At 40.6% G+C, this 23188-nt stretch carries 17 protein-coding genes and 6 pseudogenes; 9 read left to right on the top strand and 14 right to left on the bottom strand.

The window, feature by feature from the left end; all coding sequences use genetic code 11:
• Positions 1–11 precede the first annotated feature (11 nt).
• The 5 genes from DER53_RS11615 to DER53_RS11595 all read right to left on the bottom strand — a co-directional run bounded on the left by DER53_RS11615 (position 12) and on the right by DER53_RS11595 (position 3472).
• Positions 12–887: an ABC transporter ATP-binding protein gene (locus tag DER53_RS11615; RefSeq protein ID WP_062755321.1), complete on the bottom strand. Its 876-nt coding sequence runs from the start codon at positions 885–887 to the stop codon at positions 12–14.
• A gap of 154 nt (positions 888–1041) precedes the next feature.
• Entirely contained in the window at positions 1042–1260 is a 219-nt protein-coding gene (locus DER53_RS11610; protein WP_062755323.1) for a hypothetical protein, read from the bottom strand.
• 233 nt (positions 1261–1493) lie between these two features.
• Positions 1494–2654 (bottom strand): tryptophan synthase subunit beta, encoded by a 1161-nt coding sequence (trpB, locus tag DER53_RS11605; RefSeq protein WP_062755325.1) that lies wholly within the window; start codon positions 2652–2654, stop codon positions 1494–1496.
• A gap of 300 nt (positions 2655–2954) precedes the next feature.
• Complete coding sequence (locus DER53_RS11600) at positions 2955–3155, bottom strand: DUF4937 domain-containing protein (protein WP_223812145.1); 201 nt, start codon at positions 3153–3155, stop codon at positions 2955–2957.
• Between the two features lie 26 nt (positions 3156–3181).
• A complete protein-coding gene (locus DER53_RS11595; RefSeq protein WP_062755326.1) occupies positions 3182–3472 on the bottom strand; it encodes a 4a-hydroxytetrahydrobiopterin dehydratase in 291 nt (96 codons plus the stop codon).
• A gap of 364 nt (positions 3473–3836) precedes the next feature.
• Between DER53_RS11595 and DER53_RS11590 the strand changes: the two genes are divergently transcribed.
• From DER53_RS11590 to DER53_RS11580, 3 genes are all read left to right on the top strand, one after another.
• Positions 3837–4622: an ABC transporter ATP-binding protein gene (locus DER53_RS11590; protein WP_062755328.1), complete on the top strand. Its 786-nt coding sequence runs from the start codon at positions 3837–3839 to the stop codon at positions 4620–4622.
• Between the two features lie 102 nt (positions 4623–4724).
• A complete protein-coding gene (locus DER53_RS11585; RefSeq protein WP_062755329.1) occupies positions 4725–5693 on the top strand; it encodes an ABC transporter substrate-binding protein in 969 nt (322 codons plus the stop codon).
• 4 nt (positions 5694–5697) lie between these two features.
• Positions 5698–6465 (top strand): ABC transporter permease, encoded by a 768-nt coding sequence (locus DER53_RS11580; protein ID WP_062755331.1) that lies wholly within the window; start codon positions 5698–5700, stop codon positions 6463–6465.
• A gap of 54 nt (positions 6466–6519) precedes the next feature.
• Here DER53_RS11580 and DER53_RS11575 read toward each other — a convergent pair whose 3' ends face one another.
• On the bottom strand, positions 6520–6969 hold the full coding sequence (locus DER53_RS11575; protein ID WP_062755333.1) for a winged helix-turn-helix transcriptional regulator: 450 nt from the start codon (positions 6967–6969) through the stop codon (positions 6520–6522).
• 354 nt (positions 6970–7323) lie between these two features.
• Here DER53_RS11575 and DER53_RS11570 point away from each other — a divergent pair, with 354 nt between their 5' ends.
• Together DER53_RS11570 and DER53_RS11565 are read left to right on the top strand one after the other, a co-directional pair.
• Positions 7324–7857, top strand: coding sequence for a DUF4242 domain-containing protein (locus DER53_RS11570; RefSeq protein WP_062755335.1), 534 nt, complete (start codon positions 7324–7326; stop codon positions 7855–7857).
• Between the two features lie 139 nt (positions 7858–7996).
• Positions 7997–9061: an acyl-CoA dehydrogenase family protein gene (locus tag DER53_RS11565; protein WP_062755337.1), complete on the top strand. Its 1065-nt coding sequence runs from the start codon at positions 7997–7999 to the stop codon at positions 9059–9061.
• Positions 9062–9199: 138 nt separating this feature from the next.
• On the opposite strand, the gene kdpC is transcribed toward DER53_RS11565, so the two are convergent.
• The 3 genes and pseudogenes from kdpC to DER53_RS11550 form a co-directional block, all read right to left on the bottom strand.
• The gene (gene kdpC, locus DER53_RS11560; protein WP_062755338.1) at positions 9200–9757 is read right to left on the bottom strand and encodes a potassium-transporting ATPase subunit KdpC; all 558 of its coding nucleotides are present in this window, start codon (positions 9755–9757) and stop codon (positions 9200–9202) included.
• A gap of 21 nt (positions 9758–9778) precedes the next feature.
• Positions 9779–10009 (bottom strand): annotated as a pseudogene (locus DER53_RS11555) (potassium-transporting ATPase subunit B); the annotation flags it as partial.
• Positions 9999–10319 (bottom strand): annotated as a pseudogene (locus tag DER53_RS11550) (transposase); the annotation flags it as partial. The pseudogenes DER53_RS11555 and DER53_RS11550, both read right to left, overlap by 11 nt.
• Positions 10320–10416: 97 nt before the next feature.
• Here DER53_RS11550 and DER53_RS11545 point away from each other — a divergent pair.
• Both DER53_RS11545 and brnQ read left to right on the top strand, forming a co-directional pair.
• Positions 10417–11829 (top strand): alanine/glycine:cation symporter family protein, encoded by a 1413-nt coding sequence (locus DER53_RS11545; RefSeq protein ID WP_062755344.1) that lies wholly within the window; start codon positions 10417–10419, stop codon positions 11827–11829.
• A 110-nt stretch (positions 11830–11939) separates the two neighbouring features.
• Positions 11940–12969, top strand: a pseudogene (gene brnQ, locus DER53_RS11540) (branched-chain amino acid transport system II carrier protein); the annotation flags it as partial.
• A 181-nt stretch (positions 12970–13150) separates the two neighbouring features.
• Here the strand turns inward: brnQ and DER53_RS11535 are convergent.
• Positions 13151–13322: pseudogene (locus tag DER53_RS11535) on the bottom strand (transposase); the annotation flags it as partial.
• A gap of 248 nt (positions 13323–13570) precedes the next feature.
• Complete coding sequence (locus tag DER53_RS11530) at positions 13571–15148, bottom strand: malate:quinone oxidoreductase (protein ID WP_303745174.1); 1578 nt, start codon at positions 15146–15148, stop codon at positions 13571–13573.
• A 508-nt stretch (positions 15149–15656) separates the two neighbouring features.
• Between DER53_RS11530 and DER53_RS17755 the strand changes: the two genes are divergently transcribed.
• Both DER53_RS17755 and DER53_RS11520 read left to right on the top strand, forming a co-directional pair.
• The gene (locus DER53_RS17755; RefSeq protein WP_082798184.1) at positions 15657–15806 is read left to right on the top strand and encodes a transposase; all 150 of its coding nucleotides are present in this window, start codon (positions 15657–15659) and stop codon (positions 15804–15806) included.
• Between the two features lie 59 nt (positions 15807–15865).
• Complete coding sequence (locus DER53_RS11520; RefSeq protein WP_062755346.1) at positions 15866–18418, top strand: hypothetical protein; 2553 nt, start codon at positions 15866–15868, stop codon at positions 18416–18418.
• Positions 18419–18761: 343 nt separating this feature from the next.
• Here the strand turns inward: DER53_RS11520 and DER53_RS11515 are convergent.
• The 3 genes and pseudogenes from DER53_RS11515 to DER53_RS11500 all read right to left on the bottom strand — a co-directional run bounded on the left by DER53_RS11515 (position 18762) and on the right by DER53_RS11500 (position 23029).
• A pseudogene (locus DER53_RS11515) lies at positions 18762–19567 on the bottom strand (ExeA family protein).
• Positions 19560–20806 (bottom strand): annotated as a pseudogene (locus tag DER53_RS11510) (IS481 family transposase). Before DER53_RS11510 ends, DER53_RS11515 begins: the two co-directional pseudogenes overlap by 8 nt.
• 1056 nt (positions 20807–21862) lie before the next feature.
• A complete protein-coding gene (locus DER53_RS11500) occupies positions 21863–23029 on the bottom strand; it encodes an IS256 family transposase (RefSeq protein WP_062755348.1) in 1167 nt (388 codons plus the stop codon).
• Positions 23030–23188 lie beyond the last annotated feature (159 nt).

Raw genomic sequence — 23188 nt, 5'->3', positions numbered from 1 at the left:
CGATCCTTCCCTCACTTTTCATAGTAATGCATAAATACTTCTTCAAGAGTCGGTTCTCCGATTAATAGATCCTTAACCGGCAGAGTATTTAATTTATGCAGAAGCGCCTTCATATCCCCGCTGTAAAGCAGTGTCATTTCATTGCCGTTTACCTCTTTCTTAACTACTCCTTCCAGATTGAAGTCGATTGGTCCCGATTGGTCAAAAGTAATCGTGATATTTTTCAAATTGTTCTTTGTGAGATTTTCAATCGTTTCTACTTTAATAAGCTCCCCTTCCTTAATAATAGCGACCCGATCACACATTTTTTGCACTTCAGAAAGAATATGGGAGGAGAAAATGATCGTTGCCCCCTTCTCTCTTTCCTCCGCAAGAAGCTCAAAAAAGGTGTTCTGCATTAGCGGGTCGAGTCCACCTGTCGGTTCATCTAAAATTAGAAGTTTTGGCTCATGCAAAAGCGCCTGGACAATCCCAACCTTTTTTCGGTTTCCAAATGAAAGATCCTCAATTTTTCTATTAAGATCCAAGTCAAGTCTTTCTGCCAGTTCTTTCATTCTCTTTGAATCAAATTTTTTGTAAAAGCCAGCGGAGTATTTTAATAAATCGATCACCTTCATATCATCATAATAATGGACTTCAGACGGCAGATAACCGACGTTTTGTCTTATTTCTTTTGAGTGTTTGATGATATCCTTTCCGAAAATAGTCGCACTTCCGCTAGTCGGATATATGAAATTTAAAAGTGTTCGAATGGTTGTGCTCTTGCCTGCTCCGTTCGGGCCGATAAAACCAAAAATTTCCCCTTCTTCAATGGAAAATGTAAGGTTTTTTATTCCCCTGTTTTTTTTATACGTCTTGGTCAAATTCTTGACGTCTACAATTTTCATACTTCCCACTCCTTCGGGCGGCTTTGTGTTAATTGACTTACCAGTCAATCCAATTATAAAAAAATATTGACTCACAAGTCAATTGATTTCAAAAAAGGGTTGCATGGTGCTTGCGAAGTGTTGCAAGGGTCCACCAATACCATTTGATGAACGTTCAATCGCCTCCTCCCCCTCCACTATCTCCACCGCCATCGCCGCTGAAATCGCAGTAATCGTTGTGATCATTGCTGGATGAAGTATCATGATAAAACGGCGGAAGCACTTCGCTGCCTCTTCTTTTATTTTCTCTATGTGTTTTCGTTGTATTTGACAGAAAGCCGAAGAAAAAAAGAGCAGCGAATACTCCTAGAACAAAAAGCAGAAAAAATTTCATTCTTCTCACCTCGTTTTCTTCAAACGCTCGTCTCTAAAAAACGATGGCCAGACACGTTAACAGAAATCACAGATTCATAAGTTTAACGATTTTGTTGAATCTCTAGGTTAGATTGGCAGTAGTACGGAAGCGGCTTCTTCTTAATTATTTTCTCAGCATATATCATAAAAAAAACGATTCTGTCGTTTGACAAAATCGTTGAAACGCCGCGCTTTTGGCGGCGTTTGTATTTCTTACTTTAACATATGAAACACTTGCTCAACGTCTTTATCGCCACGCCCTGAAAGATTAACGATTATAATTTGATCTTTATCCAATGTTGGTGCCAATTTTATTGCATAAGCAACCGCGTGGGCGCTCTCAAGCGCTGGAATAATCCCTTCCGTTTTCGACAAAAGCTGGAATGCTTCAAGAACTTCCTCATTTGTCACCGTATAATATTCGGCACGTCCGGATACTTTCAGATGGCTATGCTCAGGACCAATTCCCGGATAGTCAAGACCGGCGGCAATCGAATAAGTCGGCTGAGGATTTCCTTCTTCATCCAACAATACTAAGCATTTAAACCCATGAAGCACGGCCGGGACACCTTTGGTAAGTGTCGCCGCTTTTTCCGGCTCGACGCCAATCAGGCGCACGCTTGGTTCATCGATATAATGAGCAAACGCGCCAATCGCGTTGCTTCCACCGCCAACGCAAGCGATGACGACATCAGGCAAACGTCCTTCTTTTTCCAAAATTTGCCGTTTGCTTTCTTCGCTTATAACAGACTGAAAATGTTTAACGATACTTGGATACGGATGAGGTCCAACCGCTGAACCAAGCAAATAGAACGTATCCTTATAGTTTTGAACAAAGTCATTCAACGCTTCATCGACGGCATCCTTTAATCTTCTCTGTCCTTTTGATACCGAAACGACTTTTGCGCCTAAAAGCTCCATGCGAAACACGTTTAATGCCTGGCGTCTTGTATCTTCCTCGCCCATATAAATGGTGCAATCAATGCCAAACATCGCGCAAGCCGTCGCGGTGGCGACACCATGTTGTCCCGCCCCGGTTTCGGCAATTATGCGTTTCGCCCCCATTCGTTTTGCAAGCAAAATCTGTCCGATGACGTTATTAATTTTATGCGAACCTGTATGGTTCAAATCTTCGCGCTTTAGATAGATTTTCGCCCCGCCTAAACGTTCAGTGAGCCGAACCGCAAATGTAAGCGGATTTTCACGGCCGACATACTCCTTTAAATAAAACTTAAATTCATCGTTAAACGCTGGATCGTCTTTGTACTTGAGAAATTGCTCCTCCAAATAATCAAGCGCTTCCTGCAATGCTGGCGGCACGAAGCTTCCGCCAAATTCTCCGAAATAACCTCTTCTTTGCTGAACTAAACTCATCACTCATCTCTCCTCTGCTTTTCAAACTTTATAATTAGGATATTTTCTTTGCCCATAAAAGTCAATGAATTTTCTGTATTTTCTTGCCGATTATTTGTGTTTTGTTTCCTCCAAGCCAGCAGGACGAACACGAAAAGAAAAGCTAGGATTCCAGTCAATACAAAATCCTGCGATGAATGGAGTATCTCGATTGGCATTAGCTTTTCATAGGAAATAAGTTTTTCAACAAATTCTTCTATTGAACTAGTTTTGTAATACGTTCCTTTTTGCCTGCTTTGTTCAAAAATTTCGTCATGTTTATCACTCAATAAAGGATTGATAAAAATCAAGATTTTCCCAAAACGCCAATATACACGCTTCTTGCGGCTTTGCAATATTCCAGCCGCCAATTTGCCCGAGAAAACCAGGGCATCCTTTCAAATCGCGCCATTTTTCTTGCGCGGCGGAAAACAAAGCTTTCTTCTCTTCCTCCACTTCACATCGAATCCATTTCAAAAGCATTGCTTTCCCCTCTTACTCTGCGTTGATCATTTCATTTTGTCGTAAACCTCATCATATTTTTTCGCCAGTTCGAAATCGAGCTTCGTGAGTCCTTTCGCTCGCCAAGACGAAATCTTTACCGTGATTAACTTATAATCAATGGAAATGAACGGATGATGGTTTGCTTCTTCCGAAATGGCCGCAATTTGCCGCACAAATTCGATTCCTTGCAAATAGTCTTGAAAGCGATACTTTTTCGCAATCCATCGCTCCTCCACCAACTTCCAACCTTCCATCTCTTGTAAAAGAGATTGCACTTCTTCCTCTGTTAACCGCATCACCGTTTGCCTCCTTGATTTTTGTATCAAAATCGAACAACCAACATCGCATATCAGTGTAAAAATATTACCATATATACCAAAATCCTTCTAGCAAATTTTAGTTGATTAGAGTTAAGCAATAACGAATAAGAATGCCCTTGAAATACTAAATGTGTTCTATCTGGATTTCCAAACAAACGTTTTAGAATTATCTTAAAATTATAGGTTGATTTTTTGAACAAAGTATCATAAAATTACTAGCAAATATTAATCATATTAAACATATAGGAATTAATTATTTTAAAAAACATAAATGCCGCGTTTATTCACTGCCTAAAATGTCTGTCCGTTTCTATAAAACAATGAAAGGTAGGTTAGGCGATTGAAAAATTCAGCAATCATTCAAGTGGAGAATTTGAGCAAAAGCTTTCCTAATCAAGGAAAATTAGAACCAGTGCTCCAACAAATCTCCTTTCGCATAGAAAAAGGGGAAATCATCTCCATCCTTGGCCAGAGCGGCTGCGGAAAAAGTACACTTTTAAATATTATCGGCGGTTTCGAAAAACCAGACCAAGGTCATGTCCTGTTGGATGGAAATGTAGTGGAAAGACCTAGCCGGCGATGTGTAATGTTATTCCAACATTATGGCCTCCTGCCTTGGCGTTCCGTCCTGAAAAATGTCGAGTTAGGTCTCGAAGGGATGAACTTAACCTCCGAACAACGACGAAGCCGGGCTTTCGATTATCTAAAGCTAGTTGGTTTACATGACTATGCTGAACGCTTTCCCCATGAATTGTCAGGCGGGATGCAACAACGAGTCGCGATTGCCCGGGCGCTTGCGATTCAACCAGAGGTAATATTAATGGACGAACCGTTTGCCGCACTGGACACTTTTAACCGTTATTATTTACAAGACGAACTCTTGCGTCTTCAAGATAAAGAAAAGACAACCATCATTCTTGTGACCCATGATATTGACGAAGCAGTATATTTATCAGATCGGGTGTTGATCATGAGCGCAAATCCTGGCCGAATCCATAGAGAATTAAAAATTGACACCCCAAGGCCTAGAGATCGAAGTCACAGCGACTTCCAATATTATCGAAAGATTATTCTTGAAGAATTTCATTTTCATCGTCCGACCCCTCCCATTGATTATAATATTTAACTAACTTAACCAAGGATGTATACAAACCCTTATACACGCAAAATTGCCCAAATCTTTAGATAGTATAGTCATGCAGCGCAATAATAAAGGAGGTATATTTCCATGAAGAAAAAATTAAGGAAACTTATGATTTCTTTATTCATCATGACAGTAGCTTTTAGCCTAACCGCTTGTAATTCCAATAGTGCTCATTCCAACACAAACGGAAAGCGGACCATTAAAATAGGATACTTGCCGATTACCCACGCCCTACCCCTATATATAGAAAAAGAACTAGAAAAAGGCCAGTCCCGGAATTTTAATCTCGAACTCATTAAATTCGGCTCATGGCCTGAACTAATGGATGCACTGAATACAGGTCGGATTGATGGAGCGAGCGTGCTTGTGGAATTGGCGATGAAAGCAAAAGAACAAGGCGTTGATTTAAAAGCAGTGGCGTTAGGACACAGAGATGGAAATGTGGTTGTGACGTCCCATAATATTCACAGCGTAAAAGATTTAAAAGGGAAAAACTTTGCGATTCCTCATAAGTTTTCTACACATAATCTATTGCTCTATCAAATGTTAAAGCAGGAAGGTTTTCAATATAAAGATGTGAATATCGTTGAACTGCCTCCTGCCGAAATGCCGGCAGCCCTTTCAGAAGGCAGAATATCCGGATATGCAGTGGCAGAACCTTTTGGGGCTCTGTCTGTAGCAATGAATAAGGGTAAGGTGTTATTCCAATCTGAAGACCTTTGGAAACATTCTGTGTGCTGCGCGCTGGTTTTAAGAAATGACTTTATCCGCAACGAAAGAAAAGTCGCTCAAGAGTTTGTTAGTGAATATGTCAAAGCCGGAAAAAAAGCAGAATTAAAAGATGAGTATACCTATGAAGCTTCCTCCAAATACATGAAGGTAAATAAAGATGTGCTCAATTTATCCTTAAAATGGATTTCATTTAAAGATTTAAGAATAGATAAAAACGCATACGAAGAACTAAGTCAGTACATGGTCGAAACGGGATTGTCCAAGAATCCTCCGTCCTATGAAGAATTTGTCGATAATTCATTAATAGATAAAGTGAAGTGATCGTATGAACATGATAAAGAAATTCACCAACGTCATCATAGGATTTTCGATATTAATTGCTGTATGGCAAACCGTGATTGTAATTGGAAATTATGAAGAGGCCCTCTTCCCTTCTCCTTTAAAAGTAGGGGAAGGAATTGGGGCTCTGATTACCAACGGCACTCTATTTGTACATCTAAAAGTGAGCCTCATCCGGTTTTTCATTGGTTATCTCTCAGCGGTGGTTACTGCTGCTATATTGGGACTCATGTTAGGCCGTCTAGTAAAATTATGGAATATTATTGATCCGATTGTTCAAGTCCTAAGACCTATCTCACCGATTGCCTGGTCACCCTTTATTGTTTTGTGGTTTGGAATTGGAGACATCCCTGCGATTGTGATTATATTTATCGCAGCGTTTTTCCCAGTATTGCTTTCCACCGTTTCCGCTGTAAGGAAAGTGGACCGTATATATTTAAAGGTGGCGGATAACTTTGAGATCAAGCAGCCCCATCTAATGACGAAAATCATTTTTCCTGCCGCTTTTCCATTTATCGCCAACGGGCTTCACATCGCACTCGGCACCGCTTGGATTTTCCTCGTTGCCGGTGAAATGGTCGGCGCCCAATCCGGATTGGGTTATTTAATCGTCGATGCGAGAAATTCTTTACGTTTGGATCTTGTTTTAGCCGGAATCATCTTCATCGGCATCTTGGGGCTTATTCTTGACAAGGCAATCCAATTATTCGAAAGATGGGTAGAAAAGCAATGGGGAATGTTATCGAATAAATAAACTAGTAAAAAAGACAGAAAGTATGATGCTCTCTGTCTTTTTTACTAGCCATTATCACCGCTTTTCGGGAATATTTTCAGAATCGACTTCGACAACGGCCAAATTCTCTACATTTGTTTTACATTGCGGACAATAGTAGGAAATTTCCACCTCATGCCCGCAAGATTCATGCACCAATTTTTTATAACATTTTTTTAAATGCTTTCTGCCCCAAAGGATTAGGGCGTTAAACACCATTTCCAAATCCTTTCCGCTTTTCGTTAACATGTATTTGTATCTTGGCGGGTGTTCAGAATATAAAGCAGAAGTGATCAAACCGGTTTCTTCTAAATATTTCAAACGATCCGATAAAAGATTGGAGGATATCCCTTTTAACGATTTTCTTATTTCATTAAATGTCTGACGCCCCATTAAAATTTCATGAACAATCAACAATGTCCAGCGATCACCGATGATGTTCAAGGATTGGGCGATATTGCAAGGCAAATCATATCTATCTTTCATAAAAAAACCTCCTGTTCTCGTTTCGGTTCAATTATAACTTACCTTTCGCAGAATAGAAATTTCGTTTACCACTATTTTTTATCAAAGGAGCATGTTCCACACTTGCCTCTGAACGTCAAAAAACTTCTTATTTCATCAGACGCCGAATTTTCAATTTCTTCTGGTATAGTGCATGTTCATGGCCCAAAACATGTGATATGGAGGTATACTTACCAAATTTATGTGACAAAGTAATAAATTCAGAATAATTTATTTTTAAGGTTGATTTTTTGAACTAACTATAATAAAATTACCATAAAATCATATTAATTTTATAAGAATTTAAGGTTATAATAATAAAAGGAGGCAATAAAAATGGCGCTTTACTTAGTGGAATCGATTTTAAATGGGGCAGTAAAGGACAAAGAAGGATTTGAAAAGAAAGTTTCCGAGATTAAGGAAGAAGTAAGAAAAAACAATGCAAATCTCATTGAAGTCCAAGTTTCCAAAGATTTTTCAAGAGCATTTTTCATTTTTGAAAGCGAAGAACGAAATATTATTAATGATCGCTTAAGACTGTTAGGCATTCCTGTTACTCTTATTAAACCGGTCCGTTTAGTTGGAAAAGATATCGAAGAAGTCAAAAAAGAAGCGGATACCGTAAACTACGTAGTCGAATGGAACCTTCCTGAAAATCTCACCATGGAAGATTATTTAGAAAGAAAGAAAAAGAATTCCGTACACTATGCAGAAGTACCGGAAGTCACTTTCTCTAGAACGTATGTATGCGAAGATATGACAAAATGCCTTTGCTTTTATAATGCACCGGATGAATCCGCTGTCAAAAGAGCCCGTGAAGCTGTGAAAGCACCGATTGATACGGTTACAGAAATTTTGCCAAACAAATAACATTCCCCTAACCTCAGCTGGAATTTTCACATTCCCGCTGGGGTTTGACTATCATTAAATTACTAGTTACATAAATTGTCATAATTCGATGTCCCTTATTCACAAAGAAAATACATAATCAGATAGGAGGTGGCGGTAAATGGCCATTATGGAATCAGAAGCAAAAAAGGCATTCAACGATTTGCTTTACAACCAATTAAAGCCTTTAGTAAGAAAAATTGATACAAAAGCCTATTATCCCCGTGAATTTTTAGAAAATATCGGGAAATACGGTTTCCTATTGTCAGCGGGGCTTTCAAAAAAAGAGGTTCTTTCCCGTGAAATGCAATTAGTCGAGGAAACGGCAAAAATATGCATGACAACAGCTTTTACCCTTTGGTGCCACTTAGCGGCGCTGACATACTTGCGAACATGTGAAAACTCTTACCTCAAAAATGAAGTTTTACCGCTGCTTGAAAGCGGAGAGGTGCTTGGGGGAACCGGACTGTCTAATCCAATGAAATATTACGATGGGCTTGAATCTCTCCATTTGAAAGCAGAACGAACTCCGAAAGGATATATCATTAACGGCCATTTGCCGTCTGTCTCCAACTTAGGGCAAAATCATTGGTTTGGTATTATCGCATCCGTTAATGAAAAACAGCGGATCATGGCGTTTGTCCCATGCCATGTGCAAGGATTGGTGTTAAAGGAGAAGCTAGACTATTTAGGACTGAATGGAAGCGCAACGTATGCATGCACATTCAATGAAGTGTTCATTCCGGATCAATGGATTATTTCTGAGCAAGCGGATGACTTTGTGCCAAAAATACGTCCTTCATTTCTTATTTATCAAATCCCGCTAGGATTGGGAGTTACAGACGCTTCTATCCAGTCGATGAAAAAAATACAAAATAAACAAAACGGATGCAATCGATATTTAAGCATTCAACCAGAGGAATTAGAAAACGAACTAACATCCATCCGTGAAGAAATATACCGTCTTGTTCAGTCTTCTGATTTGACGCAACATTGCGAAGATTTATTAAGAATCCGTTTAAACGTTACTTATCTCACTTTAAAAGCGGTCCATGGTTCAATGTTACATCATGGAGGAGCCGGCTACTTGCAACAAAGCGACCCATCCCGCAGATTAAGAGAATCTTACTTCCTTGCCAATTTAACACCTACGGTTAAACATTTGGAGAAATTATTAAATAACTAGCTTTAAGGACATGTGTGTCCTATAATGTATGGAATTTTTATCCAAAACTAAAAAGGCCGTCCCAATCAGAGATTTTGGGGCGGCCTTTTTCTTCAAAATTTCTTCTGGACTCATTTCTTTGCGCATATATCAAGATTTTTATTCCATCAACTTTTGCAGTTCCATGTTTAATTTCAATACATTCACCCGCAGCTCTCCAAAAATACCGAGCATTCTTCCTTCGGTATGCTTGTTTACTAGTTTCTTTAGTTGTTCTTCAGATAAACCGGTTGCTTTCGCTACAGCTGGAACTTGAAAAAAAGCCGCATCCGGGCTGATATGAGGATCTAATCTTGAGCCGGAATTCGTGATTAAATCTAACGGAATCTCTTCTTTTGTTTTTCCTGTATTTTTCTTTAACCATTCTTCAGCTGCCTGCTCTGTTCGCTGAATCATTTCTTCGTTAGAAGGGGCATAGTTAGGTAAACCTAAGGCAGCCGAATCATAATTAATGGAAGAGATGCGCCCATGAAAATACCTTGGATCTTGAAATGATTGACCGATTAACTTCGAGCCTACAGCTTTGTTTTCATCGCTATAAACAATGCTTCCATTCGCCTGATGAGGGAAGAGCGCTTGTGCAATTCCGGTCATCAAGGCAGGATAACCTAAACCGAATAACAGGATCATGACGATAGCTAAACGAATGGATTTCATAACCTCTTTCCTCCTCTCCTCTTAAACAAATACCCCGGTAAAAAGATCAATAAGCTTAATGCCGATAAATGGAGCGATCACTCCGCCTAAACCATATATCAATAAGTTTCGGCGCAATAGCTTCACAGCTGGCATCGGCTTATACGTAATTCCTTTCATCGCTAAAGGAATCAATAAAGGAATAATAATGACATTAAAGATTAATGCCGACAAAATCGCACTGGTAGGCGAATCGAGCTTCATAAAATTCAAGAATTTCGCGATATCCTTCTTCATTCACCCCTAACACCACATAAATGGCTTCTTTCTCCACGGTTTCGCGACGAAGTTTTACGTATAAACCATCCAAATATAAGACAGAATAACGCTTGTGCAGTGGACGAGTGTGCCATTTCTCGATGTCTTCTTTCACTACATCGGTAATACGGCTGATCGTTGCAGGAGAATAGGCATTGCCTAAAATTCGTTCAATAAACTTGCCAATTTCCCGTGTGCTCATGCCACTTTGATACATCCTGATGATGGCTTCCTCCAGCCAGCCGGTGTGCCGTTGGTAAGGGGCTTTTTGGAAGCTGGTTTATGCAACATTGATGATACAAAATATTAAAATTTATGTTAATATGTTAAAGTAAAAGTAAACTATCATGTGAGGTGACAGAATGGAGCTACTACAGAAGATCATTTCACTGCTGAACGACTGGTTGTGGTCTTACGTCTTAATCGCATTACTGATCTTCATGGGTCTTTATTTTACGTTTCGCACAAAATTTGTCCAATTTCGCTATTTTCGTGAAATGTTTCGCGTGATCGCGGAATCCCCTAACCAAAAAGGAAGCATCTCCTCTTTACAAGCGTTTTTCATCAGTACAGCTTCACGCGTAGGAACGGGTAACTTAGCAGGAGTAGCTCTCGCTATTTCTCTCGGTGGTCCCGGCGCGGTTTTTTGGATGTGGTTAATCGCTTTGATTGGCGGAGCATCCAGTTTTGTCGAAAGCACGCTTGCGCAAATTTATAAAGTAAAAGACGGAAGCAATTATCGCGGCGGCCCAGCATATTACATGGAACGAGGGTTGAACAAACGTTGGATGGGAATTATTTTTGCGGTACTCATTACGTTCAGTTTTGGTCTTGTTTTTAACTCCGTTCAAGCAAATACGATTACGTTTGCGTTTGAAAACGCATTCGATGTAGACCGTACTATTGTTGGAATTATGATTACAGTATTAACAGCAATCATTATTTTCGGTGGAGTTAAGCGGGTCGCTGTCGCTACATCGATTATCGTTCCTGTGATGGCTGGACTATATTTATTAGTAGCGATTTACGTATTGCTTACAAATATTACAGACGTCCCATCCATGTTTTCGTTAATCATAAAAGACGCGTTTGGCATTGGACCAGCTGTCGGCGGCACGTTAGGTGCAGCGGTGATGATGGGAATTAAACGCGGTTTATTCTCCAATGAAGCAGGTATGGGTAGTGCACCGAACGCGGCGGCAACCGCTGAGGTGTCGCATCCCGTCAAACAAGGCCTCATTCAAACGTTAGGTGTGTTTACGGATACATTGCTCGTCTGCAGCGCGACGGCATTTATGATTTTATTATCTGGTGAGTATACGAAAGAAGGACTTGATGGAATCGCCTTAACGCAAGCGGCGTTAAGCGCGCATATCGGCGGCTGGGCCGAAGAATTCGTCGCTATCTGTGTCTTTTTATTCGCGTTTAGTTCCGTTATTGGAAACTACTATTATGGCGAAACAAACATTGAGTTTATTCAATCTAGCAAAACGGCGCTATTCGTTTATCGCCTCGCTGTTGTCGTCATGGTTATCTGGGGATCGCTTGCCAGCCTTGAACTCGTTTGGAATTTGGCTGATTTATTCATGGCGTTAATGGCCATCATCAACTTAATCGCCATCTTCATGCTTGGAAAAGTAGCATTTGCGGCATTAGCCGATTACATGGAGCAAAGAAAGAGCGGGAAAAACCCTGTCTTTTACGCTCGTAACATCGGAATTCACAATACGGATTGCTGGGACGAGCCGTACGAAGAATGGAGAAAAGAGGCATAAAAATAAAGCTGTCCAGACAGCCTTCAGCTTGTCGACAAAGTCGATAAGCTGACCCGTCCCTATATGTAGGGACGGGTTTTTATATATTCTAAACAATAAAGGAGATTACTTTGAAAAAATCAGACACCTTATCGATTGGATTGATGTTGTTTTCGATGTTTTTCGGCGCAGGAAACCTGATCTTCCCGCCATTCTTAGGTGCTGAATCCGGTACTTCCTACTGGCTGGCCATGCCAGGATTTATTATTACCGGCGTTGGCTTGCCATTTATAGTGCTGTTTGCTGTTTCCCTCGTAAAGGGCGGTGTTCAAACCATCGGGGATCGTGTTCATCCGGTATTCAGCATAGCCTTTATGGTTATTATTTATCTATGTATCGGACCATTTCTGGCCATTCCGAGAAATGCAACTGTTGCGTATGAAATGAGCGTTACACCTTTCCTTAGCGAATCGTGGAAGAACTCATCTTCGTCCTTATTTTTATATACGGTTATCTTCTTTTCCCTTATCTATGTGATAAGCTTAAACCCTTCCAAAATGGAAAAATACATGGGACGTTGGATCACTCCGATCTTGCTTTTATCGATGGTTATCTTGTGTGCAGTTGGGTTTGTTAAGCTGGATGCACCTTCAATCGCCATCAGAAGCCTATCAAACCGGAGCATTTTTTAAAGGGTTCATTGAAGGATATAACACAATGGATGCCTTAGCCGCATTGGCCTTTGGAATTGTCATTCTCACCTCCATTCAACAAAGAGGAGTGCAAGACAGTAAGAAATTAACAGAATATACTTTGAAAGCCGGTATGATTGCAGGGGTATTACTCGCACTAGTATACGTCAGTCTTGGATTGATTGGAGGAAAAATGGCTGCAAACGGGTCGTTTGAAAACGGCGCGGATATCCTGTCCTCTGCTTCAACGCTTTTATTGGGACAAAGCGGCACAGCTTTGCTTGGGTTCATTTTTACGTTAGCTTGTTTCATAACAGTGGTGGGATTAACAGCAGCCTGCGGCCAATATTTTCCAAATCTCATTCCAAAAGCAAGTTATAAATCAGTAGTATTCGCCGTTACTCTCGTAGGCTTCACTCTTTCAAACTTAGGATTAAACCAAATACTTAAAGTATCAGTGCCGTTCCTTAAGGAGCCGTCTTATGACCTAGATATTTTGAAAAATCATCAAATAACTTGGTACCGTCAAGAATTTTGTGTAATGTAAGATAGATAGGGAATCTCGGAAATGGGTAGGGGATCGGTTTCCTCCACTAATAAAACTGAATGTTCCGTCTCCTGTGTGTAAAGGGAGAATCCCCTTATTTGTTTATTTGCAACATTTGGCTAACATAACGTTCTTCAAACTTCCGAACACGATTTAAAGTGTTACGGACTTTGTGAAGGATACAACGCACGCTGCACATCGGCTTTCGGATAAACGGCCTTAAAGGCTTCCTCTAGCCCCGGAAGACCATCGAATACGCCCAGAAGCACTTCTTTTTTTGTGATACGGTTCACCGCAGCTTCTCTAACTGCGAATTCGAAAAAAAGAACCTTTAATCCAAAGATGGATCAAAGGTTCTATGTTTTATTTTCAATCATATTCTATTATTCTGTATTTTTTATATATTACCTCTGTTTTATAATCATTGACTTTTCCATCTCTTTATCATAGAAATAATTGTCCATTGATGAAAAGTGTTGCTTAAACTTTTTCATTCAATACCTTTGTTTCTGCATCCAAAGAATTAACTATAAACCAGTTCTTTTTCGCTTACACCAGAGACCGGTTCTTTTTCGTTTAGACCGAGCGTCTCTGCTGTTGAATCATGAAGTTTTTGGAAAAGATCTGGGTTTTTCGCTAGTGACACGCCATAAGAAGGAATCATTTCTTTTATTTTCGGTTCCCACTCTTTCATATGTTGTGGGAAGCATTTTTTAATCACCTCAAGCATTACGTGTACGGCAGTAGAAGCACCAGGAGAAGCGCCGAGCAATGCAGCGATCGAGCCGTCTGCGGCACTAACAACTTCCGTGCCAAATTGAATCGTTCCTTTACCGCCAGCTTCAGTATCTTTGATAATTTGCACACGTTGGCCCGCGACGACTATATCCCAATCCTCTGATTTAGCCGTCGGGACAAACTCGCGCAACTCTTCCATGCGCTTTTCTTTCGTTAACATAAGCTGCTGGATCAAGTATTTTTCCAAAGAAAAGTTTTTAAAAGCTGACGCCAACAAAGTTCCGAGATTGTGCAGTTTTACGGAAGCAAACAAATCCATATTTGAACCATTTTTTAAGAATTTAGGCGAGAAACCTGCAAACGGTCCAAAGAGCAACATTTTTTTGTTGTCGATATACCGTGTATCAAGGTGCGGAACAGACATTGGAGGAGCACCGATTTTAGCTTTACCGTAAACTTTTGCATGATGTTTCTCCACAACTTTTGGATTATTACATACCATAAATAATCCGCTTACAGGGAATCCACCAATATGTTTGCCTTCTGGAATACCAGATTTTTGAAGCAAATGCAGACTTCCCCCACCGGCTCCAATAAATACGAATTTAGCCTTATGGATTTCAACAGAACCGCTATTGAGATCCTTTACTTCCAATTCCCACAGGCCATCGCTGGTACGTTTAATATCCTTAACACTATGCTTGTAGTTTATTTCGACACCTTTTCTCTTTAAGTGGTCAAACAACATGCGCGTTAAAGCGCCAAAGTTAACATCCGTACCTGAGTCGATTTTGGTTGCCGCGATCGGTTCATTCGATGTACGGCCTTCCATTATAAGCGGCATCCATTCTTTCAGTTTTTCCGGATCATCAGAAAATTCCATTCCCTGGAATAATGGATTGTTTGATAGCGCTTCAAAACGTTTCTTTAAAAATCTCACATTATTTTCCCCTTGGACTAAACTTATGTGGGGCAACGGTCTGATGAACTCTTGCGGATTTTGTAACAGATTGTTTTTTACAAGGTAAGCCCAAAACTGTTTGGAAACTTGGAACTGTTCATTAATTCTTATAGCTTTGCTAATATCAATAGATCCATCCGGTTTCTCAGGTGTGTAGTTAAGCTCGCATAGTGCAGCATGCCCCGTTCCCGCATTATTCCATTCGTTAGAGCTTTCTTCTCCTGGTTTGCCGAGCTTCTCAAACACTTTAATTTCCCATTCCGGTGCTAATTCTTTCAACAATGTCCCTAAAGTCGCACTCATGATTCCTGCACCAATTAAGATAACGTCTGTTCTAGTTTGTCTGTTACTCATTTTTCTCATCCTTACCCCCAATATTTTGCAGAAAAGATGCAGGCGCACCTGCTTAAGTCAAAGCTATCCAGGTCCTCGCCACACACCTTTTCTGCACAATCATATCTATAGTATATCACTATTTGATTATAAGTATATCATTATTTAATTAATAGTATATCATTATTATTTATAGATTTATATATAATATAATCAACTTTTTTTGTACAACTAACATACTAATTGGCCACGTTACATTTATATTCCTCCTAAAAACGAAATATCAAATTAATTATAAATATTCTGATAAATAACAATATTTTTATTGTTTATCCTTAACATTGGTTATTGTCGTTAACAAGTTAACAACCTCACTTACTTATGTAACGGTTCACCGTAACATTAGATAACCTGTCTCCTTGTACTTAGGTTGAATTAGATCTCTAATTCATTAATTGGTTGAACTGGAGATCTTTTAAGTTTGACAATCTCGAGGTTTGGTTTCTTTTGAATTAACTGATGTTAATCTAAATTATAGACACAACGAATAGAGAAATGTATAGTAAACCTACCAATCATGGGGAGTGTCTATATAACTAGACGTTTTGATAAAGAATTCAAAATACACGCAGTAAAATTGGTGATCGATGAAGGGAAAGCGGTCGCTCAAACTGCAAGGCGACTGAATATTTCCCCCCTTCGTTTGTCTCAATTTTTGAGGGAATAGGTTAATTATAGTAAACTCTTTAAGTGAAAGTTGTTTTTTGGTTCAGGGGGGGTAAAGACATGGGAATATTCGACTCTATAAAGAAGTTATTTTCTAATTCATTTGTCAAGGAACCTAATTCTGCTCCAATGATAAACTCAGAGCGTCATTCAACAACAATAAAACAATCTGAATATTTTAACTTTGTTAAGAAGAATAAATTTCGACGACTATCAACCGTTCAATTACAAATGAGTAGCCAACCTACGTGGAATTCATTTTTTTCTGTATCCAAGACAAATGCTAAATTGATAGGTTTTGAAACAAGGTCTCGTAGAAAATTCCGGCATCTTTATCATAATCAAGATTTACTTGTTGTCGAAGCTGCCGGAACAATTGAAATTATCACCAAAGAACAAGTACAACAAATCACCTTAAAAGAAACAGCGTTAGAAAAAATGAATCCGGTTGCAGCGAATCATATGGGGGTCCTACTACACAATAAAGAAAAAGTAGCTTTTGTACATTACAGCAATAAACAAGCTGTTGTATATGAGTTTCAATGGCAACCCTTTAGATTTGTAATAGGTGATAATTTTTGGTTAGCAGGAACCCGTGAAACATACGATGGTCCTGGTGAACTTTATTGCTTTGACTTTAACGGGGATTTAAAATGGGGTATTTCTTTTAAAGAAAAAATCGCTACGATGTTCGGTGAACTTAGTTTTATGCCTTACTTACTTGAGGTTTCAACAGATTCAACGGATATCTTCGTCTCAAGTATGGATAGATTGTACCGCTTAGATATCAATGGGAATTTAAAAGCCAGAATTGCTATTTCTGAGCTGAAAGAAAAAGAATTACAACAAAAACAAGAAGAACTTCAACGCGAATTATCTGTCCCACCAAAAACAGAAGAAGAAGCAATTAGCATGTTTGCTAAACAACTAGCAGCTCAATTTTCAATGGGATTAGAGAGAATGACTTTTAATTCACCATTCTCTGGCTTTGCGCATGACCCAAAAACAGATATGTTGTTCATTTTAGAAGAGAAAGGGCGAGTGTCTGCTTGGGATAGTAGCGGAAAACTTAAATGGATTAACACATTTAAAAATGAGGGTAGATATATCTCTTGGATAGATGATAAATTAGTTATCTCTTTCCAATCTGGCGAAACCTTCTGGTTAAACAGAGATGGGAAATTTATTTACGGAGCGAAACTGCCAAAACAAGCCTCCACTATTCAATTAATTCCTAATCAAGAAAAATATCTTGTTGTATGTGAAGATAATCGATTATATGAACTACACAAAGACACTGGAAATCTCATAACAGGTTCAGAAGGTCATCCTGGAATGGAACTATTCACCTTATCTGGTCGAAACGTGTTTTTTGATGGCGGGGTTAATAGCCAAGGTTATTTTTGGTTAGCACCAGAAAACCATCAGTGGTATCATTTTGAAGCGAAAACATTTACGGATGTAGACAAAACTGATATCAAAAGCGATGTGGCTCCTGAGATTACTGCGACTAAGGAGTTTTCGAAAAAATGGGAGATAAAAAGTAATAAAGGTTGGTTCGGCAGTCGTGTTATTGATATAAAAAATCAAAGAGTCTATGCGATTGAGGAAGGACCGCGAAAATCGTTTGATGAGTTAAGAAATGCACCAGATAAAGTAAGAGAAAAAGACCGTTTGAGTCATAACTTGGTATGTTTTGATTTTGACGGAAATATCATTTGGAAAAACCACATATATTCAACAATGTGGTCACTATTTTTATCCCCAGATGGAGAGGTCTTGTTTACAAGTATACCTTCAGGAGAGGAAATTACCTATCTACCGGGATATATTGTTACTTTTTCGAAAGATGGTCAACAGCTCGATAAATTCAAAGTGGATGCACATGGATTTTATTTAGATTTTATTTCCGAAGACCGTGGTATTGTTCACTTTGCTTTTGAAAGAGGAGAGAAATCTGCTACTGGTATATTTGAGCGTGACAGAAAAGGAAAGTGGAAACTAAAAATAAATAAACCAGATGCTGAAGGTGAAGAACAAAACGTGTTCAGCGCAGGATTAAATAACGTTGAACTTCCTAACTTCAAATTAAAAAGAACAGACAAGAAAAAATATGAACTTGAGAGTCTAGTTAATAAAAAAGAATTAAAACTTTCAGCCGCTATTTACGAGGCTTACGAAACATCAGAAAACAACATAGTATTACGAATTGGAACAAGACTAGTATCGTTTTATAATAAGAACATAGAGAAAGTCCTTGAAATCAAAGAGCAGGAAAATATTCAATCGGTGACTGTAGGAACTAATAGCCTAGTGATTGTTACAAAAGGAGAAGTAAAAGGTTACAACTATAAAGGAGAAGTTATTTGGAGATACAGTCCTCTTCCAAAAGCATTTGAATCGAGTGTGACATGGATTCCTAACAAGAACATTTATCTATGGGTAGTATCTAATAATTTGGAAACAATAGTTGCCGCTATAACCGAAGATGGAACCGTTCTAAAAAGTCATTCGTTTAACAAAAATAATTACCATCGTTCTATCCTTGTTTATCCTGAAGAAAGTTGCTTTGTAGCTCAGACAAATGAAGTTATTCAATGTTATAGTATTTAATAATTCACACATCTCAGAACGTTCGTATTACAATCCCTATGGTAGAGAGTGTCCAAAATTTAGCGAGCTTGCCTTAGTCAATCACTACCACAAAATCAATGAAGAAGTATTGCTTACTATTTATATGATGAATTTTAATCGTGAAACTGTAAATTAGCACATTATTTCAGAATCCCTTTTTCAAATTATTTCGGACGGATTCGGAAATAATGTGCAAAATCTTTGCGAATTATTCCAGGTTTTGCAGATAATTTCCGAACGTTTGCACATTATTTCGGATGATTAACTAGAATGAGGATGGATCGGGATGAAACATAACAGGGGCCGATCAGCCCCTGCTGTGTCAGTACCCCATTTCTTCGGCTGCCATACGCACAATGTCTTCGTCAATCATATGTTTTTTTAATTGAGCGCCGTATAACAGGCAAGTGGTGGCGAGGTTGTTGATGATCCGCGGCCACCCCTGCGACCGCAGGGCGATCGCTTCTAAGGCAGCTGGGGTAAAAATCGGGTGTTTCGCCCCCGCCTGTTTCAGGCGGTGTTCGATATATCCTACCACTTCTTCCTTAATCAAGAGGCCCCATCTGGTATCGCATGATGATTCGTTGGTGAAGCGGACGGTGTTGATTCAACCGTAGTTTTGCCTGTAAATGGGGCAGCCCCGCCAAAATCAAGACAAACGGATTCGTTGAGTCCATGTGAAAGTTGAACAGGATCGCGATATCCTGCAGAAAGGCATCCTTTGCTAAATGCATTTCATCGAGGATGAACACTGACGTTACCCGTTGTTCATGATACAAGCGCTCGATCCCTTGTTGGATTTGATAAAACAAGTCGACCTTGCGGTATTTCGGCTCTTCCCCGAGCCCGAAGGCAAGGCCGCGATAAAAGTCCATCACGCTTCCCGTTGACAATGGAAAATAAACGACGTGATACAGTGACGGATTCAGGGATTCCTTAAACGCCCGAAGGGCGAATGTCTTGCCGGCCCCTGGTTCACCAATCAATAGCCCGATCCCTCTTGTTCGTTTCACGTAGTCCAAAGCGGCGAGGGCCTCTCTCTTGATACGAGGCCCCTTGATAAGCCTCTGATGGATTCGTCTCCTTCGAAAACGGCTCCCGGGAAAGGGAATAAAACGTTTTATACATCGTTTTCGCCTCCCTCTACCGGAACCGTCGCAAACGGTGACCGATGGCGTTTCACATAGGCATTGTCCTCGAAGCGAACAAGGACCGCTTCGGCGACCCGTTGACCGTCTTCGTACACATACACGCCTTGTTCATCATAACGGAGTTCGATCGATTGTCCGATGAACCGGGGCGGAACTTCATACAGCTGCTTGTTCAACGTGATCGTACCATCGGCCTTCACTTTACGGTATTCGCGTTTCAAAAAGATCGAGTCGAGCCAGTCCGAATCCTCGACGAACGACACCAAATGGACTTGCGATTGAAACACTTCATGTGGCGTCTTCCCGTTCAACGAGGCATGCGGTTTTCGATGGTAATCTTCCTCCAACCACTTCCAAAATCGCTCGTTTAGCTCTTCGAGCGACTTCGGTGAATTCATTTCGAGCAACGGGTAAAACCGCGTCTGTACGGTGCGGAAAAATCGTTCGATTTTCCATTTGCTTTGCGGATCGTACGGCTGGGTATGGATCAAGGTGATCCCTAACTCCGCGCAGGCGTACTGCAAGGGTTCCGCCCGATAAATCTTGCCGTTATCCGAGTAAATTCGCTTCGGCTTTCCGTATCGAAGCAGCGCTTCCTTGGTCACGATCCGCAACCCGTCAAATTTCTCGGAAGAGAAAACTGAGCGTACGGCACGACCCGCGAGCAGTCATCGATATAGGCAATCAAAAACGTTTTTTGCGTTTTGCCATTCACGCGAATCGACGGGCCATGGGACAAATCACCTTGCCAGAGCTCATTGACCTGATCGTACGCGAATCGTTTTCGTTCAGGAATCGACAAAATTTCTTTCCCCACGAGGTTGTATTTTTTTAAAAGTCGGTATATAGTGAAATAAGAGATGGATTGGATTTCCCCCTGCTCGATAAGGTGTTGGTAAAACACCGTCACGGGCATGTGGGGATGTTTTTTTCTCAGGGCTAAAATGTGATCCTCTTCTTCAGGTGACAGCCTCCGGGAATGGCCACGGTCCGACCGTCGTTTCGGCTTCAGCGCCTCAAAGCCCCCTTTTTTGTACTGCGTGCACCAGTCGAGGATCGTTTTGGCGGCGATGCGTTTCTCTCCATGGTGGGGAACTTGATGGATCCGTTCCGCTACTTCCTTCAAGTACGTTTTTGGATCGACTTGTCCATTCACCAATGGAGCGATCAATCCATACCGAAATAAAGCGATCTCCTGTCTCATCGACTCATTCATTTCGATCTCCTCCTTCGTTCATCCCATTCTAGGACCTTATCGGTCCATCCTGTCTCTATCCTATCGGATCATTCCCCCGACCGTCGAGAGGAAAGGTTTGTGGAATCTATAAATGATTCCATATAAGGGGATATAAGTAAAGTCAGGAACTGAATGTACGTGCAAAAAGATGCGTCGATCGGTGCTCCCATATCTCTTGGATGACGAAAAAGAGGCCGATCTCCTCCATCGTCTGGATCCACCATAGGGCTCGTTCTCTCGCTTGGGCGATGGCAGGACCAATTTTTCTCCAGCGCTCCGCAAAAAACCAATGAAGGTGGTTCAAATTTCGGAATAAACGTCGGACATAAAACAAAACCCCTTCATCCGTAGGAAGGAGTGGAGCCTCCTCCATCCCCCGTTTCGGAGTCAGGCCCAACCGTTCTTTCACCACTCTCCATATGGTGGGCAACGTATACTGAAAATAGAGGAGAAGAAATGAAGGCAACACGGCCACCGTCCTCCTGCACTCCGGGCAGCGATACCGAGCGATTCAAATGCGATAAGACTGATGCGACGTCACAGCATTTCGTTCGTAGTACCCATGGCGATAAAGAGGGCGTTTTGTCTGGCAATGAGAGCACCGCTTAAGAAGGGGAAAGTCGTTTTGTTTTCCCCGCTGGGCATATGTCTGGACATCGACCTGAAAGTCATGAAACCGAATCACGTCCTCGTCCCCCTCTGGAAATCACCCATGTCCCATTCCGAAATAATTCACAAAAAATTTAGCACATTCTTTCGGAAAGGGGGAGAGGGATATTCCGAAGGAATGTGCAAAAAAGAGTCTTTTTTGTGCGGAAATAAAGTGATAATTTACAGTGAAACGCCAAAAAAATAAAACAAGCCTGTATCAATGATTAGGTACCGTCAAGAATTTTGTGTAATGTAATGGGGTAGGGTTTCTCTGAAATGGATTTGAATTGATAGGGGACTGATTTTCTCCACACAGGAGACTGAGTATTCAGTCTCCTGTGTGGAAAGGAGAATTCCCCTATTTTGTTTATTTGCAGTATTTGGTTAATGACAACGTTCTTCAAACATTCGTTGAAGGGCTTCCTGCGCTTCGGCAAATCCTCGCAACTTTCGCCCTGCCCATTTCTCATTAAAATCTTGAATGGTCAAATACACGATTTTTTCAGCGGCTTCTAAACTATTCAAACTGTTCATCGGTTTTAGGCGTTTCCGAATCTTCTTGATCGTTCGTTCGATGGCATTGGTCGTGTAAATCACACTTCGAATACTGCTTGGATCATCCATAAATGTAAGGAGGACATCCAACTCATTGGCCCAAGATTGAACTTCTCTTGGATATTTGCTGGACCATTTCGACTCAAACTGTTGAAACATTTGTAACGCCATCTCCTTATTCGGCGCGCGATAAATCAGCTTGAGATCCTCGGCCACTTCGAATTGGTCTTTTTTCCGAACACGATGGAGCGTGTTGCGGACTTTGTGAACGACACAACGCTGCACATCGGCTTTCGGATACACCGCCTTAAAGGCTTCCTCCAACCCCGGTAGTCCATCGAATACGCCCAGAAGCACTTCCTTTACGCCCCTGTTGTATAGTTGTTGAAGAATCTCCTGCCATACATAGGCGCTTTCCTGTCCTCCCACAAAGAAATCAAGAATTTCGCGATATCCTTCTTCATTCACCCCTAACACCACATAAATGGCTTCTTTCTCCACGGTTTCGCGACGAAGTTTTACGTATAAACCATCCAAATATAAGACAGAATAACGTTTGGATAGTGGACGATGGTGCCATTTCTCGATGTCTCCTTTCACGACATCGGTAATACGGCTGATCGTTGCAGGAGAATAAGCATTTCCTAGAATTCGTTCGATAAACTTGCCAATTTCCCGTGTGCTCATGCCACTTTGATACATCCTGATGATGGCTTCCTCCAGCCAGCCTGTGTGGCGTTGGTAAGGGGCAAACAGCTGTGTTTGAAATTCTCCGTTTCGGTCTCTAGGGACCAAAAGACCTTCAATCCGGCCATATTGCGTATCTAGATTTCGTTGATAGCAGCCGTTTCTCATATTCGATGTTCCGGCTTGTTCTATTTCGAGGAAATTCTTGATTTCTTCCCGCATGATCAGTTCTAATTTTTCCTTTACAAACTGATGAATGACGCTTTCCAGTTGATTTGTCCAGTCGACATTCGGTATACTTTTAGACATAGGTAGGGTTCTCCTTTCTCTGGAATGTTGTTATGGCTAAATCAGAGAATACCCTACCTTTTTTCTTTTGTTCTAGCAAAATGCTTTACACAAACTTTTATACATCATCAATGATTACTTGGTAATTTAAGATACAGGCTTTTCAATTCAAGTGTTAAT

It is taken from the genome of Parageobacillus toebii NBRC 107807, from assembly GCF_003688615.2.
Lineage (GTDB): Bacteria > Bacillota > Bacilli > Bacillales > Anoxybacillaceae > Parageobacillus_B > Parageobacillus_B toebii.
The sequence above is the reverse complement of the archived record's forward strand: the minus strand, read 5'-3'. Positions and strand labels throughout refer to the sequence as shown.